Genomic DNA, 14,185 nt, shown 5'->3' on the forward strand with positions numbered 1-14,185 from the left:
AAATCGCCCGTCGTAAACGCGACTGAACGTGTGAGAAAAAACCTTTCAGCCCTTCCTCCACTGACAAATTCCAGACAAAAAAATGCCCGGCAAGCCGGGCAAATTTTTCATGCGCGTGCTTACAAGTTGTAGCCGCGTTCGTTGTGAAGCGCCAGATCGATGCCGACAGCTTCTTCTTCCTCGGTGATACGCAGCCCCATGACAGCGTCCAGGACCTTGAGGATGATAAAGGTGACGATCGCGGTGTAGATCACCGTGAAGCCCACGCCTTTGCATTGAATCCAGACTTGAGCAGCGATGTCGGTAACGGTGCCGAAACCGCCCAGCGAGGGTGCCGCGAACACGCCAGTCAGGATTGCGCCGAGGATACCGCCGATACCATGCACGCCGAAGGCATCCAGGGAATCGTCATAACCGAGTTTGCGTTTCAGGGTGGTGGCGCAGAAGAAGCACACCACGCCCGCCGCCAGACCGATCACCAGAGCGCCCATCGGGCCCACGGTGCCTGCCGCCGGCGTGATTGCAACCAGACCGGCCACCACACCCGAAGCGATACCCAGTGCGCTTGGTTTGCCGTGGGTGATCCACTCGGCAAACATCCAGCCCAGCGCCGCAGCAGCGGTGGCGATCTGGGTGACCAGCATCGCCATGCCGGCAGTGCCGTTGGCGGCGGCAGCGGAACCGGCGTTGAAGCCGAACCAGCCGAACCACAGCATTGCAGCACCCATCAGGGTGTAGCCGAGGTTGTGCGGAGCCATCGGGGTGGTCGGGAAACCTTTACGCTTGCCCAACACCAGGCAGGCAATCAGACCGGCCACACCGGCGTTGATGTGCACCACGGTGCCGCCGGCGAAGTCGAGCACGCCCCAATCCCACATCAGGCCGCCGTTACCGGACCAGACCATGTGCGCGATCGGTGCATAAACCAGGGTGAACCAGATGCCCATGAAGATCAGCATGGCGGAGAACTTCATCCGCTCGGCGAACGCACCGACGATCAACGCCGGGGTGATGATGGCGAAAGTCATCTGGAAGGTGATGAAGACCGCCTCGGGGAACAGCGCCGCAGGACCGGTCAGGCTCGAAGGCGTGACACCGGCGAGGAACGCCTTGCCCATGCCGCCAAAGAACGAGTTGAAGTTGACGACGCCCTGCTCCATGCCGGTGGTGTCGAACGCAATGCTGTAGCCATAAATGACCCACAGAATGCTGATCAGACCGGTAATGGCGAAACACTGCATCATCACGGAAAGAATGTTTTTCGAACGAACCATGCCGCCGTAGAACAGCGCGAGGCCGGGAATGGTCATGAACAGCACAAGGGCTGTCGAGGTCATCATCCAGGCGGTATCGCCGGAATTGAGGACTGGGGCCGCCACTTCGTCTGCCGCCATGGCCAGGCCGGGCATTACGAGGGACAACAGGGCTCCTAGCCCTGCGAATTTACGCAGAGTCATATTGTTTTCTCCTGGGGCGTTGGGTTTGTGGCGGCTTAGATTGCGTCGGTATCGGTTTCGCCGGTACGGATGCGAATCGCCTGTTCCAGATTGACCACGAAGATCTTGCCGTCACCGATCTTGCCGGTGTTGGCGGCCTTGGTTATCGCCTCGATAACCCGGTCCAGATCCTTGTCGTCAATGGCGACATCGATCTTCACCTTGGGCAGAAAATCGACCACGTACTCCGCGCCGCGATACAGCTCGGTGTGACCCTTCTGCCGACCGAAGCCTTTGACCTCAGTAACGGTAATGCCCTGCACGCCGATCTCGGACAGCGACTCGCGCACGTCGTCCAGTTTGAACGGCTTGATGATGGCAGTGACTAGCTTCATGAAAACTCTCTCCCGAATTGGTGGACTTGCCCCAGGAAAACAAACCCGACTCAAGTCTAAGCGCAGTGCCTGGCTTTGTAACGCATCGTTCGGCCTTACCTGCCCGTCCGACGCCAGCTAACCACTCCGCACGAAACTTCCCCCGTTCCGCTTGGCGCACTGCATTCGTCACAGCGACTGCATCAGTGCATGGGTCATCAGCGACTAAGCAGAAAGCTTGCCATCTATCCAAAACCCATTGATTTCAATGCCTTGGCCGCTGCCGTAAAGCCTATCGCCCGATTGACGCAACCGTTACGCACAACAACAGTGCGCGGCTGCCCACTCGACTGCGCGAAAAGCGTGCATCGCTGCTGCCGAGATTGACTATAGACACTGCGTGATACACTGCCCGCCATTGTTGACAGGACATTTCCCATGCTCGCGCCCAAAGACTTCCTCGACGCCCTGAGCGGCACCGCCTCCCGCCTCTTCAGCGGCGACACCCCACTGCCAAAAAGCGAAATCGAAAGCCAGTTCAAGGCTTTGTTGCAGAGCGGCTTCAGCAAGCTGGATCTGGTTAGCCGGGAAGAGTTCGACAGCCAGATGGTCGTACTGGCACGCACCCGCGCACGGCTGGAGAGCCTTGAGGCGAAAGTGGCGGAGCTGGAAGCGAAGCTCAATCCACCTGCTGACGCCGAGTAAGCTGATCGTTCCCACGCTCTGCGTGGGAATGCCGCCAGGGACGCTCCGCGTTCCGCTCCAGATGTGACGCAGAGCGTCACGGGATGCATTCCCACGCAGAGCGTGGGAACGATCATTCAATGTGTTCTGTAGGAATTGCCGAAGGCTGCGATCTTTTGATCTTAAGCCCCGCAAACATCCCGGCAACGTCCTACAAAGAACACCACCGCCGTCCGATTGCGTCGTAAGGCCCCGGCTCTTAAGCTCACCTTCTGCTGAATGTTCAGCACTGGGTTTGGCGACCCGGAAGCTTAAGGCGCACAACGACCATCCGATGGCGGGTTTATTTCCGCCATATCGAGTCATGGCGGCTGTGCGTGGGAGATCTTCGGGTCTGCCGGGTTCCTTTTGCTCCGGTTCGCCAACCCGCGTACAGCTGCCACCCAATCGTTTGGCGACGGTTGACGGCAGCCCCTTTAGCAAAAGGAGCTGTATCAATGAATAGCGATGACACTTACCTGCCCCCCCACATCTTCACCCGCCACAAACTTCACCTCCACGCCCTCCTCCTGGAAAACCAACCCTGGTTCAGCGCCCGCGACCTCGGCCGATTGCTCCGCCTCTTCCTCGACGAACGAGCGCTACGCAAACTCGATCCCGACCAACACCAGAATCTGCATATGCTCATCCACGGCACCGTCGAAAACACACTGCTCATCAGCGAATCCGGCGTCTACGCGTTACTGATCTACCACTACTGCCCCGAATACCGAGGCCTGCGCGAATGGCTGACCCACGACGTGGTGCCAGCCCTCAGAGACGCCCAACAACCCTCCTCAACCGAACGCCCGATCCTGAGCCTGCTGAATTGGCCGGAAATGTCATTGAGTTTGCTGCACTGGAATAACCAGCCGTGGATTCGGTTGCAGGATGTTCCATACGTGCTGCCTGATGGAGAGCAACCACGACGTGCAGTCAATGCTCCGTGGTGGAAGCGCGCTTCGCGAATACTTCAAACATTCTGAACAAAAAAACCCCACGCTTTAACGTGGGGTTCGTTCAAGTCTGAGGATCAGGCGCAATGTGGAAGACGTTCAACTTGATCCCGGATCGCGGCACCCCGTTCAATCTCAGCCTTGCGCAAATCGTAAGTCGATTGCAGATTCAGCCAAAACTCAGGAGTGGTGTCCAGGCAGATAGAAAGCCTGAGAGCCATATCAGCACTGACCCCACGACGCTGGAGCACAATGTCGTTCACCGTAGGTGTCGACACATTCAACGCTCTGGCCAAGGCTGCAGCCGTAAGGTTCAAAGGCTCCAGGTATTCCTCTTTGAGGATCTCGCCTGGGTGAACCGGGCGCATACCATTCTTAGTCATTACTCACCTCAGTGATAATCAACGATTTCGACATTCTCCGGTCCGTTAGGACCCCAGATAAAGCAAATTCGCCATTGGGCGTTGATACGGATGCTGTGCTGCCCTTTGCGACTACCCTCGAGCGCTTCCAGACGATTGCCCGGCGGTGATCGGAGATCTATCAACACAGCTGCGGCATCAAGCATCGTCAGCTTTCGTTCCGCGACATTCAAAATGGCTGACCACACACGGGTTCTTCCGCTGCGAAACAGGTACTCGGTCTCAGAACACTTAAAGCTAACGATCATAATTTAAAGCTTAACGTTATGCATTAATCTTGAGTGTATAACCTGAATTCACAAATGCAAACGTGCTATTTTGACTTTTGGCCTCCCCTTTCAAAAATCTAGGAAAAGGACTACCTGCGCCCTTCAGAAGGTCTGAAAACCAAGCTGAGTCCTACAAAAAAAACCTCCAATTCCCATTGCCTCACAAGTAAGCACATCTCTTAAGCTGATTGACTCGAACACTCATCCAGGCACGCGAGGTGTCTATGAAACGCAAAAAGCAAAAAGCGAAGCCGTTAATGATCGCTGAGTATCATGCCGAGGCGCTCCGTTTAGCCGGAAACGTTTCTGCCAGCCAACATCGCTTTTTTAAAGTGGCAGCAACGTATGGCAAAGAACTTGAACCTGATGGCTTGCTTGCAGGTGCACGAGCCTGACCAGGCTCCCCAAAGAAACCGCCCGAGTGGCGGTTTTTTTGTGCCTCACGATTGGCCTGCTTCGTACTTGCAACATCCAGTGAAAGTTTGTCGCCTAAACCACCCCACCAGAACTTCCTCCGCCAACTACCCTTCAAAAAACCGCAGGAAGCGGTCCTCGTCAGCTCAAGGAACGACCATGTCCCTCTCCATCGTCCACAGTCGCGCCCAGGTCGGCGTAGAAGCACCCGCCGTCACCGTAGAAGTGCACCTGGCCAACGGCTTGCCGTCGCTGACCATGGTCGGGCTGCCCGAGGCGGCGGTGAAGGAAAGCAAGGACCGGGTGCGCAGCGCGATCATCAATTCCGGCCTGCAATTTCCGGCACGGCGCATCACCTTGAATCTCGCTCCCGCCGATCTGCCAAAGGACGGCGGGCGATTCGATCTGGCGATTGCCCTGGGGATTCTCTCGGCCAGCGTGCAAGTGCCGACGTTGACGCTGGATGATGTGGAATGCTTGGGGGAGTTGGCACTGTCGGGCGCGGTGCGGGCGGTTCGGGGTGTGTTACCCGCTGCGCTGGCGGCGCGCAAGGCCGGGCGCACGCTGGTAGTCCCGCGAGCGAATGCCGAGGAGGCCTGCCTGGCTTCGGGGTTGAAGGTGATTGCGGTGGATCATTTGCTGGAAGCGGTCGCGCATTTCAATGGCCACACGCCCATCGCCCCCTACGCTTCCAACGGTTTGCTCTACGCCAGCAAACCCTATCCAGACTTGAACGAAGTTCAGGGGCAACTTGCAGCCAAGCGAGCCTTGCTGATTGCGGCGGCGGGTGCTCATAACCTTTTGTTCAGCGGTCCGCCGGGGACGGGGAAAACATTGTTGGCGAGTCGTCTGCCGGGACTGTTACCGCCACTGGCCGAGAGTGAAGCGCTGGAAGTTGCGGCGATTCAATCGGTCGCCAGTTGTGTGCCGCTGAGTCATTGGCCACAGCGTCCCTTCCGACAGCCACACCACTCCGCTTCAGGCCCCGCGCTGGTGGGCGGCGGCTCGAAACCGCAACCCGGCGAAATCACCCTCGCCCATCATGGCGTGCTGTTCCTCGATGAACTCCCGGAATTTGATCGCAAGGTATTGGAGGTATTGAGAGAACCATTGGAGTCCGGCCACATCGTGATTTCCCGCGCCAAGGATCGAGTGAGGTTTCCGGCCCGCTTTCAATTAGTGGCCGCAATGAACCCGTGCCCCTGTGGATATCTTGGCGAGCCCAGTGGTAAATGCAGTTGTACACCGGACATGGTCCAGCGTTACCGCAACAAACTGTCGGGGCCACTGCTTGACCGCATCGATCTGCACCTGACGGTTGCTCGAGAAGCCACGGCGTTGAATCCTGCATTAAAACCCGGTGATGACACTGCCACCGCCGCCGAGTTGGTGGCCGATGCACGAGAACGGCAACAAAAGCGCCAGGGCTGCGCCAATGCATTCCTCGATTTACCGGGCCTGCGCAGACACTGCAAGTTATCCACAGTCGACGAAACCTGGCTGGAAACAGCGTGTGAACGGCTGACCTTGTCCCTTCGAGCGGCCCATCGACTGCTCAAGGTTGCTCGCACCTTGGCAGACCTTGAGCAAGTCGATGGCATCAGCCGTGAACATTTGGCCGAAGCGCTGCAATATCGGCCAACAACACTCTAGCCGGCGTCACCCCTTGGTGAGATCAACCAACGGCGTCTGCCGCACCTCAGTCTCCCGCCCACCCTGAATCTCGCTCACCCGCTTCAACGCTTTATCCACAGCCGCCTTGTCCGCCAACAAGCTGTAGCTGATCCCGAACTGCTTCTGTTCCTTCGGCCCAATCGTCGGCACCAGGTTCAGTGGCCGCTGATACCGACGGTTGTAGGAAAAACTCGTCCCCGGCTCCAGCCCCGTGACATAGCCCTGCCCTTGGGTATCGGTGTTTTTCCACAGGGAGAACACGGGCAGTGTTTGAGTATTGAAGCCGACCGAGACACCCAGGCTGCCGGCCTTGTTATGCAACACGGTCAACGTATCGCCCTTGGCATCGGCATACGGCACCACGTTGTAAACCGTTTCGTCGTAGTCCTTGGTCGGTGCGCGGTAGGTTTGCCAGTCCGGCAAGTCGCCTTTGGCCTTGTCGTTGAACGGCGATACCTGTTTCACCGGCGCGGCGAAGCGGGCGCCCTGCTCCAGGAATGGGGTGCTGAAGTTGCTGTGATACAGCGCCTGGTATTCCTTCGGATAGTCGCCGTTATTGGTCAGGGTGTCGTTGAGGGCGAACGCTACGCTGCCGGGCTCGGTGACCAGTTCGGTCGCGACGGAGAAGTCGACTTTCTTGAACGCCTGTTCTTTCAGCTCGCCGCGCAGGGTGATGGCGTACGGCGGTTTTTCATCGATGTGCAAGGTGACTTTGTTCGCGGGGATGTTGGCGGCGCGACCGTGCAGGGTCAGCAGTTCACCATTGTCCATGCCGGGGTGGCCGACCCATTCGTAGCCGCAGCGGGTGACCAGTTCGTTGAAACCTTCCAGCCAGCCCAAGCCTCCGCGGCCGTTGAGTTCGATGAAGGATGGATTGACCACTTCCTTGACCGGCGAATCCCAGCCCATGCGCACATCGCCGACCGAGGCCTGCAGGACGTTCATGCCGCGAGTCGGCACCACCGAGAGTTTCATTGTGCCGTTATCGATGTCGACGATGCTGACACCCTCCTGCCGACCGCCATGCAAAGTACGCAGGGTCACACTGAAGGGTTTGTCGGTTTTTACACCGAGTTGCTGGCTGGTGATCTGCCAGTTCTGGGCGGCTTTGTCGGTGTCGAGCAAAACATAGTCCCAGGCCATGGCTTGGGAAGCAGCGGACAGTGCGCTGAGGGCAACGATAAGTTTGAGCGGGGTCATGGCAGCAGCCTTTCTTGGAGTTGTGCCATTTTTATAGACTTGAAGAAACGTTTCAGCAAGCATAAAAATCGAGACACTGGTGCTAAATGCCAAGGAAGACGACTAGAGAGGAATTGATCCGCAGATTGGGACAAATCGGGAATTGGGTCGATCCCTTCGCGAGCAAGCCCGCTCCCACATTAGATCTAAGGTGAACAACCGAGATCAACTGTGGGAGCGAGCCTGCTCGCGATGGCGATTTGAGCAGCGACTCAGCGAAACCGGTCAACCTCATGCCGCAAGTCCGCCGCGAGCTTCTCCAGCTCTTTGGCAGTCACAGCCAGGTTGGACACTACTTCGCGCTGTTCACTGTTCGCCAAAGCGATGCTTTGCAGATTGCTGCTGAGCAAGGTCGCGGTGCTGCTTTGTTCCTGGGTCGCGGTGGTGATGGCGGCGAATTGCTGACCAGCCGAGCGGCTTTGCTCATCGATCCGCGCCAGAGCCGAGGCGACGTTGGCGTTGCGCGACAGGCCTTCCTGCATCAACACGTTGCCCTGCTCCATGGTGCTGATGGCGTTGCCGGTTTCCTGCTGGATGCTTTGAATCATCCCGGAAATTTCGTCAGTGGCCTGACGGGTACGTGAGGCCAGGTTGCGCACCTCATCAGCGACCACCGCAAATCCACGGCCCTGCTCACCGGCGCGGGCGGCTTCGATGGCGGCGTTGAGCGCCAGCAAATTGGTTTGCTCGGCGATCGCGGTAATCACCCCGACAATGCCGCCGATTTCCTGGGAGCGCTGCCCCAAGGTATTGATCACCGTTGCGGTGCTGTTCAGTGCACCGGCGATTTGCTCCAGGGACGAGGACGCTTCGTCCATCGACGTACGACCGATCTGGGTTTGCTGTGCGTTTTCCTGCGCCAGACGCTGGGTGTTGCCCATGTTGTCGGCGATGTTCAGCGAGGTGGCGCTGAATTCTTCTACGGCGCCGGCCATGCTGGTGATTTCGCCGGACTGCTGTTCCATCCCTTCATAGGCGCCACCGGACAAACCGGATAACGCCTGGGCACGGCTGTTGACCTCTCCCGACGCTCGGCGGATGTGCTCGACCATGGTCGACAGGGCCTGGCTCATCTGGTTGAAGGCGCGGGCAAGTTGGCCGATTTCGTCATTACTCGACACGTTCAGGCGAACACTCAAATCCCCAGCGCCCAAGGCTTCGGCTTGATGCACCAGATCACCCAGTGGCGCCAGCTTGCTGCGCAGCAACCAGACCGCCGCACCGACCGCCAATAACATCGCCAGCAGGCTGCCGATCGCCAATTGAATGCCGACGCTCCAGGTCACCGCGCGGATTTCGGTTTTCGGCATGCTCGCCACCACCGACCACGGCCCGCCTTCGAACGGCACGGCAACACTGTAAAAGTCTTGCGACTTGTCGCTCCAGAAGTCGCCTTTGCCCGGTGTCTTGGCCAGACCGACGATGCTCGGGACCGCCTGATCCAGCGCTTGCACACCGGCAATCGGCACCAGCCATTTGTTCTGCTCATCCAGCAGTGCCAAGGAGCCGGTCTGGCCGATACGGAAGCGTTTGAGGTTGGCGAACTGTGCGTTCTGCGCGTCGGTGTAATCGAATCCTACGTACAACACGGCAATGACCTTACCGCTGCTGTCACGTACGGGGGTGTACTGCGACATGTAGAAGCGTTCAAAAAGCAAAGCTCGACCCAGGTAGCTCTGCCCCGCCATCAAACGGGCGTAAGCCGGGTTTGCGTGGTCGAGCAGAGTGCCAATGGCACGGCTGCCGTCTTGTTTGGTGACATTCGTGCTGACCCGAATGAATTCTTCACCGCTGCGAACGAACACGGTCGCGACGCCTGCAGTCATCTGCTTGAACTCGTCAACTATCTTGAAGTTGTTGTTCAGCACTTCACTCCCCAAACGCAGCCCGGGAGTCTGAGTGCCCGCCACGGCTACCGGTTCGTCCGGATGCACGCTCAGGCCAGTACTGAATCGCTGCTCGAACAGGCCGGCCAGGCGCTGGGTGCTTTCACGCAAGGTGCCGTGAAAGGTGCTCAGCTGATCGGCAAGCAAGCGGGCCTCGCTGGCCAGGTGTTCTTCGCGAGTGGCGAGGTTGGCGGTGTCCAGCGAGCGCAGGGCGAACACGGTACTGCCGCTGATGACAATCGCCAGTATCACGGCAAGCGCAAGACCCAGCTGTGAGGCAATCCGAGCACGAGGTTGAGACATGACAGCTCCTGACCCAGTGGCCGGATCAATCTGATCCCATCGCACACTCGGCAAAATTTCTGATTGTGGGGAAAACATGGAACCTGAACGAAGGTCCCATCAGCAGATTTTCGGCGGCAAAGCTGAATACTTGAGTAATTAACGGGGATATGGCTCAAGGCCGCCATTGCGGCGGCTCTATCGATTCAGCCCAAGCGTTCGACATCCGGTAATTCCATGGCCCGGACTTCGCCTTGCAGGAAATCGCTGAGGCGGCGCAAACGTTCGCCGCCGGGGCGGGTTTTCGGCCAGACCAGGTAATAATTCTCACCACTGGCGACGGCCGTCGGCCACGGCAAACTCAGACGTCCCTGTGCAACATCCTCCGCCACCATCAGCAAATCGCCCATGGACACGCCGTAACCCCGGGCAGCGGCGATCATGCCCAGCTCCAGCGTGTCGAACACCTGCCCACCCTTGAGCGAGACTTGATCGGTCAGGCCCATGCGCTCCAGCCAGTTGCGCCAGTCACGGCGGTCCGGCGTCGGGTGCAGCAGTTCGGTACTGGCCAGGCGCGCAACGTCCCACGGCTGATCCTTCAGAAGATTCGGCGCCCCCACCGGAATCAGCTCTTCGGGGAACAGGAAAGTCGCCTCCCAGTCCGGTGGAAAATGTCCGTTGCTGAGGATGACAGCGCAGTCAAAGGGCTCATGGTTGAAGTCCACCGTATCGATGTCCATCCAGGCGCTGGTCAATTGCACCTCGTTGCCCGGGCGCAAGTGTCGAAAACGGCTGAGCCGCGCCAACAGCCAGCGCATGGTCAGGGTCGATGGGGCTTTCATGCGCAGGATGTCGTCTTCGGCACGCAAGGTATTGCAGGCCCGCTCGAGGGCGGTGAAGCCTTCACGAATGCCGGGCAGGATCAGCCGCGCCGATTCGGTCAGTTGCAGGTTGCGCCCGCTGCGATGAAACAGCCGACAGGCGAAATGCTCTTCGAGCGTACGAATGTGCCGACTGACTGCACTTTGCGTGATCGACAGTTCTTCGGCCGCGCGAGTAAACGAGCTATGCCGCGCCGCCGCTTCGAATGCTCGAAGGGCGTACAAGGGAGGAAGACGACGGGACATCAGGAAGGCTCCTATAGCGCGATGGAACCAACTTATCAGAAACTCCCCAGCATGAGTTTTAATCATGCCACCCATCCTTTTTATCCCTTTGTGCAAACCCCGCAGAGCGCCGAGAATCGACGCTTCCTGTTATCTCTGACAATCGAGCGTGATGACCATGCAGCATCCAGCGCGTATTGAACTCTGGGCCATCCTGCGGCTGGCGGGGCCGTTGATTGCCTCGCAGTTGGCGCACATGTTGATGGTCCTTACCGACACCTTGATGATGGCGCGCCTGAGCCCCGAAGCGCTGGCCGGTGGCGGCCTGGGCGCGGCGACGTACTCGTTCGTATCGATCTTCTGCATCGGCGTGATCGCCGCCGTCGGCACCCTGGTGGCGATCCGTCAGGGCGCGGGCGACATCATCGGCGCGGCGCGGCTGACCCAGGCCGGATTGTGGCTGGCCTGGTTGATGGCGCTGGTGGCGGGTTTGCTGCTGTGGAACCTCAAACCGGTGTTGTTGCTGTTCGGCCAGACCGAAACCAACGTCCAGGCTGCCGGCCAGTTTCTGTTGATTCTGCCATTCGCCCTGCCCGGCTACCTGAGCTTCATGGCGTTGCGCGGTTTCACTAGCGCCATCGGCCGGGCGACACCGGTAATGGTCATCAGCCTCGCCGGCACTGTGGCCAATTTCCTGCTCAACTATGCGTTGATCACCGGCATGTTCGGCCTACCGAAAATGGGCCTGGTGGGCATCGGCCTGGTCACGGCGATCGTTGCCAACCTCATGGCGCTGGCGCTCGCGCTGCATATTCGTCGGCATCCGGCTTACGACGCGTATCCATTACGCCAGGGGCTGTCGCGGCCCAACCGTCAGTACTTGAAGGAATTATGGCGCCTGGGCCTGCCGATAGGCGGCACCTATGCGGTGGAAGTCGGCCTGTTTGCCTTCGCCGCGCTGTGCATGGGCACCATGGGCAGTACGCAACTGGCGGCGCACCAGATCGCCCTGCAAATCGTCTCGGTGGCGTTCATGGTTCCGGCGGGGCTTTCCTACGCGATCACCATGCGCATCGGTCAGCATTACGGCGCCGGGCAATTGCTCGATGCGCGGCTGGCCGGACGGGTCGGGATCGCCTTCGGCGCCGCGTCGATGCTGGGGTTTGCCATGGTTTTCTGGTTGCTGCCGCATCAGTTGATCGGCTTGTTTCTGGACCACAACGATCCGGCGTTCCGCGAAGTCATCAACCTGGCCGTGAGCCTGTTGGCGGTGGCGGCGTGGTTCGAGCTGTTCGATGGCACACAAACCATCGCCATGGGCTGCATCCGCGGGCTCAAGGATGCCAAGACCACATTCCTGGTGGGTTTGGGTTGCTATTGGCTGATCGGTGCGCCGGCCGCGTGGTGGATGGCCTTCCATTTGAACTGGGGGCCAACGGGGGTCTGGTGGGGTTTGGCGCTGGGGCTGGCGTGTGCGGCGGTGAGCCTGACGCTGGCGTTTGAATGGAAGATGAAGCGGATGATCAGACGCGAGCCGGCGTCAGAGCAGAATTTCCAGGTCGCGCAGCCAGATTGAGATCCCTGTAGGAGCGAAGCTTGCCCGCGAATGGCATCACGCGGTGTATCAGAGACACCGCGTGATGCCATTCGCGGGCAAGCCTCGCTCCTACGGTACGTCGTTAAGCGAGCACAACCTGCTGACTGGAACCCAAGGTCAAATACTCAACCAGTTCCGCCAACGGCAACGGCTTGCTGATCAGATACCCCTGCACCTGATCGCAACCAAAGCCGCGCAACAAATCCAGCTGCTCTGGTGTTTCCACGCCTTCGGCGACCACTTCGAGGTTGAGGTTGTGTGCCAGGTTGATCATCGCGTGCACCAGTTTGCGATTTTCTTCCCGCTCTTCCATGCCGCCGACAAAGCTCTTGTCGACCTTCAACAAGGCAATCGGCAGGCTGTTGAGGTGCACGAACGAAGAGAACCCGGTGCCGAAATCGTCCAGCGAGAAGCGCACGCCCAAACGCCCGAGGGCGTCCATGGTCTGCTTGACCAGATCGCTACGACGCATCACCGCGGTTTCGGTCAGTTCAAATTCCAGCCATTGCGCCTCGACGCCACGCTCGGCAATCAGCCGGCTCAGGGTCGACAGTAATTGGCTGTCCTGAAACTGCCGGAACGACAGGTTGATCGCCATGTGCAGCGCAGGCAGACCTCGTTCGCGCAACGCCTGCATGTCCCGCAAGGCCCGGGAAATCACCCAGTAACCCAGCGGCACAATCAAACCGCTTTGCTCGGCCAGCGGCACGAATTCGCTGGGGGGCAGCAAGCCGCGTTCGCCATGACGCCAGCGCACCAACGCTTCGAGGCCGACGATCTGGCCGTCCTCAAGGTTCAGGCGAGGCTGGTAATGCAACTCCAGCTCATCGCGGCGCAAGGCCCGGCGCAGTTCGCTTTCGAGGTCGGCGATGCTGCGGGCATTGCGATTGATCCGTTCGTTGAAAATGTGAAAGGTACAGCCCTGAGTACTCTTGGCTTGCTGCATGGCGATGTGCGCGTGCCACATCAATGGGTCGGCGCCGGCCTGCGCTCGTGCATGAGCGATGCCGAGGCTGGAACCGATCAACAGGCTTTCGCCATCGACCCAATAGGGTTCGGACAGGGCTTCGGTAATGCGTTCGGCCATCCATTCGGCGCGCTGAGGGGCGCGGCGAGTATCGATCAACAGGGCGAATTCATCGCTGCCCAGCCGCGCCAGTTGATCGCTGGCCTCCAGTTGGCTTTTCAGCCGCGAGACCACTTGCAGGATCAACCGATCGCCAGCCTGATGGCCGAGGGCGTCGTTGGCGTGTCGAAAGTTGTCGAGATCAAGGTGACCGAGGGCCAGGCCGCGGCCTTCGTTGTCGGCCAGGCGCGCCGCCAGCAAGGTCTGGAAACCCTGACGGTTGGCGATACCGGTCAACGGATCCTGCTCGGCCAGGCGCTGCAAAGTGTTTTCCAGCACGCCGCGTTCACGCACATGGCGCAGGCAACGGCGCAACATGCCGGGATCCAGCAGATTGCGCACCAGCCAGTCGCTCACACCGTCGGGCGGCGCCAGCGGCTCGTGTTCGAGCAGCAACACCGTCGGCAGGTTGCAACGGCCGGGTGCCGGCTGCAGAGCAGGAATCGTCAATAACACCGCGCTGCGGTTGTCATCGAACAGGTTGCTGACCGACTCCCAGCTCGGCGCGCTGAGCAGCACAGCCGAACTCCCCATCGGAGCCAGACACTCGCGCAACAACGCTGCCCACACCGGCTCTTCGGCCAGTAGCAGCAAACGCAAGGGTTCGACAGGCGTAGACAAGCTAGCTCCCTAGACTCTGCAAAGATGTAGGCGGCGGGCATTATGCCGCGCAGATAACCA

General features: G+C 59.3%; 13 protein-coding genes. 5 read left to right on the plus strand and 8 right to left on the minus strand.

The annotated features are described in order from the left end of the window. Positions 1-119 precede the first annotated feature (119 nt). Positions 120-1,457 carry an ammonium transporter gene (locus AB7M22_RS25870; RefSeq protein WP_008007557.1) on the minus strand — a complete coding sequence of 446 codons (1,338 nt, stop codon included), beginning with the start codon at positions 1,455-1,457 and terminating at the stop codon, positions 120-122. Between the two features lie 35 nt (positions 1,458-1,492). Next, entirely contained in the window at positions 1,493-1,831 is a 339-nt protein-coding gene (glnK, locus tag AB7M22_RS25875; protein ID WP_002555808.1) for a P-II family nitrogen regulator, read from the minus strand. 417 nt (positions 1,832-2,248) lie between these two features. On the opposite strand from glnK, the gene AB7M22_RS25880 reads away from it, so the two are divergent. Together AB7M22_RS25880 and AB7M22_RS25885 are read left to right on the plus strand one after the other, a co-directional pair. Continuing rightward, positions 2,249-2,515 carry an accessory factor UbiK family protein gene (locus AB7M22_RS25880; RefSeq protein WP_007894783.1) on the plus strand — a complete coding sequence of 89 codons (267 nt, stop codon included), beginning with the start codon at positions 2,249-2,251 and terminating at the stop codon, positions 2,513-2,515. Between the two features lie 476 nt (positions 2,516-2,991). Beyond that, positions 2,992-3,519 carry a BRO-N domain-containing protein gene (locus AB7M22_RS25885; RefSeq protein ID WP_454188182.1) on the plus strand — a complete coding sequence of 176 codons (528 nt, stop codon included), beginning with the start codon at positions 2,992-2,994 and terminating at the stop codon, positions 3,517-3,519. 47 nt (positions 3,520-3,566) lie between these two features. Here AB7M22_RS25885 and AB7M22_RS25890 read toward each other — a convergent pair whose 3' ends face one another. Both AB7M22_RS25890 and AB7M22_RS25895 read right to left on the minus strand, forming a co-directional pair. Continuing rightward, positions 3,567-3,872 (minus strand): HigA family addiction module antitoxin, encoded by a 306-nt coding sequence (locus AB7M22_RS25890; RefSeq protein WP_007894777.1) that lies wholly within the window; start codon positions 3,870-3,872, stop codon positions 3,567-3,569. Between the two features lie 8 nt (positions 3,873-3,880). After that, positions 3,881-4,159 (minus strand): type II toxin-antitoxin system RelE/ParE family toxin, encoded by a 279-nt coding sequence (locus tag AB7M22_RS25895; protein ID WP_007894775.1) that lies wholly within the window; start codon positions 4,157-4,159, stop codon positions 3,881-3,883. 245 nt (positions 4,160-4,404) lie between these two features. Between AB7M22_RS25895 and AB7M22_RS25900 the strand changes: the two genes are divergently transcribed. Then, a complete protein-coding gene (locus AB7M22_RS25900; protein WP_201061277.1) occupies positions 4,405-4,575 on the plus strand; it encodes a hypothetical protein in 171 nt (56 codons plus the stop codon). A 178-nt stretch (positions 4,576-4,753) separates the two neighbouring features. Beyond that, positions 4,754-6,247 carry a YifB family Mg chelatase-like AAA ATPase gene (locus AB7M22_RS25905; RefSeq protein WP_007894770.1) on the plus strand — a complete coding sequence of 498 codons (1,494 nt, stop codon included), beginning with the start codon at positions 4,754-4,756 and terminating at the stop codon, positions 6,245-6,247. A 6-nt stretch (positions 6,248-6,253) separates the two neighbouring features. Here AB7M22_RS25905 and AB7M22_RS25910 read toward each other — a convergent pair whose 3' ends face one another. From AB7M22_RS25910 to AB7M22_RS25920, 3 genes are all read right to left on the minus strand, one after another. Beyond that, positions 6,254-7,468 carry an aldose 1-epimerase family protein gene (locus tag AB7M22_RS25910; RefSeq protein ID WP_454188183.1) on the minus strand — a complete coding sequence of 405 codons (1,215 nt, stop codon included), beginning with the start codon at positions 7,466-7,468 and terminating at the stop codon, positions 6,254-6,256. A 251-nt stretch (positions 7,469-7,719) separates the two neighbouring features. Further along, positions 7,720-9,696, minus strand: a complete 1,977-nt coding sequence (locus AB7M22_RS25915) for a methyl-accepting chemotaxis protein (protein WP_454188184.1) — start codon at positions 9,694-9,696, stop codon at positions 7,720-7,722. Between the two features lie 185 nt (positions 9,697-9,881). After that, positions 9,882-10,802, minus strand: a complete 921-nt coding sequence (locus tag AB7M22_RS25920; RefSeq protein ID WP_007894759.1) for a LysR substrate-binding domain-containing protein — start codon at positions 10,800-10,802, stop codon at positions 9,882-9,884. Between the two features lie 157 nt (positions 10,803-10,959). On the opposite strand from AB7M22_RS25920, the gene AB7M22_RS25925 reads away from it, so the two are divergent. Further along, positions 10,960-12,357, plus strand: coding sequence for a NorM family multidrug efflux MATE transporter (locus tag AB7M22_RS25925; protein ID WP_454188185.1), 1,398 nt, complete (start codon positions 10,960-10,962; stop codon positions 12,355-12,357). A 103-nt stretch (positions 12,358-12,460) separates the two neighbouring features. Here the strand turns inward: AB7M22_RS25925 and AB7M22_RS25930 are convergent, their stop codons facing one another. After that, entirely contained in the window at positions 12,461-14,125 is a 1,665-nt protein-coding gene (locus tag AB7M22_RS25930) for a putative bifunctional diguanylate cyclase/phosphodiesterase (protein WP_008007572.1), read from the minus strand. Positions 14,126-14,185: the final 60 nt, after the last annotated feature.

The organism is Pseudomonas sp. ADAK2 TE3594, assembly GCF_053628675.1.

Excerpts from the sequence above, each read along its gene's own strand:
- AB7M22_RS25915 (WP_454188184.1), bottom strand. The coding sequence starts at position 9,696 with ATGTCTCAACCTCGTGCTCGGATTGCCTCACAGCTGGGTCTTGCGCTT.
- glnK (WP_002555808.1), bottom strand. The coding sequence starts at position 1,831 with ATGAAGCTAGTCACTGCCATCATCAAGCCGTTCAAACTGGACGACGTG.
- AB7M22_RS25895 (WP_007894775.1), bottom strand. The coding sequence starts at position 4,159 with ATGATCGTTAGCTTTAAGTGTTCTGAGACCGAGTACCTGTTTCGCAGC.
- AB7M22_RS25920 (WP_007894759.1), bottom strand. The coding sequence starts at position 10,802 with ATGTCCCGTCGTCTTCCTCCCTTGTACGCCCTTCGAGCATTCGAAGCG.
- AB7M22_RS25885 (WP_454188182.1), top strand. The coding sequence starts at position 2,992 with ATGAATAGCGATGACACTTACCTGCCCCCCCACATCTTCACCCGCCAC.
- AB7M22_RS25910 (WP_454188183.1), bottom strand. The coding sequence starts at position 7,468 with ATGACCCCGCTCAAACTTATCGTTGCCCTCAGCGCACTGTCCGCTGCT.
- AB7M22_RS25880 (WP_007894783.1), top strand. The coding sequence starts at position 2,249 with ATGCTCGCGCCCAAAGACTTCCTCGACGCCCTGAGCGGCACCGCCTCC.
- AB7M22_RS25900 (WP_201061277.1), top strand. The coding sequence starts at position 4,405 with ATGAAACGCAAAAAGCAAAAAGCGAAGCCGTTAATGATCGCTGAGTAT.
- AB7M22_RS25890 (WP_007894777.1), bottom strand. The coding sequence starts at position 3,872 with ATGACTAAGAATGGTATGCGCCCGGTTCACCCAGGCGAGATCCTCAAA.
- AB7M22_RS25905 (WP_007894770.1), top strand. The coding sequence starts at position 4,754 with ATGTCCCTCTCCATCGTCCACAGTCGCGCCCAGGTCGGCGTAGAAGCA.
- AB7M22_RS25870 (WP_008007557.1), bottom strand. The coding sequence starts at position 1,457 with ATGACTCTGCGTAAATTCGCAGGGCTAGGAGCCCTGTTGTCCCTCGTA.
- AB7M22_RS25925 (WP_454188185.1), top strand. The coding sequence starts at position 10,960 with ATGCAGCATCCAGCGCGTATTGAACTCTGGGCCATCCTGCGGCTGGCG.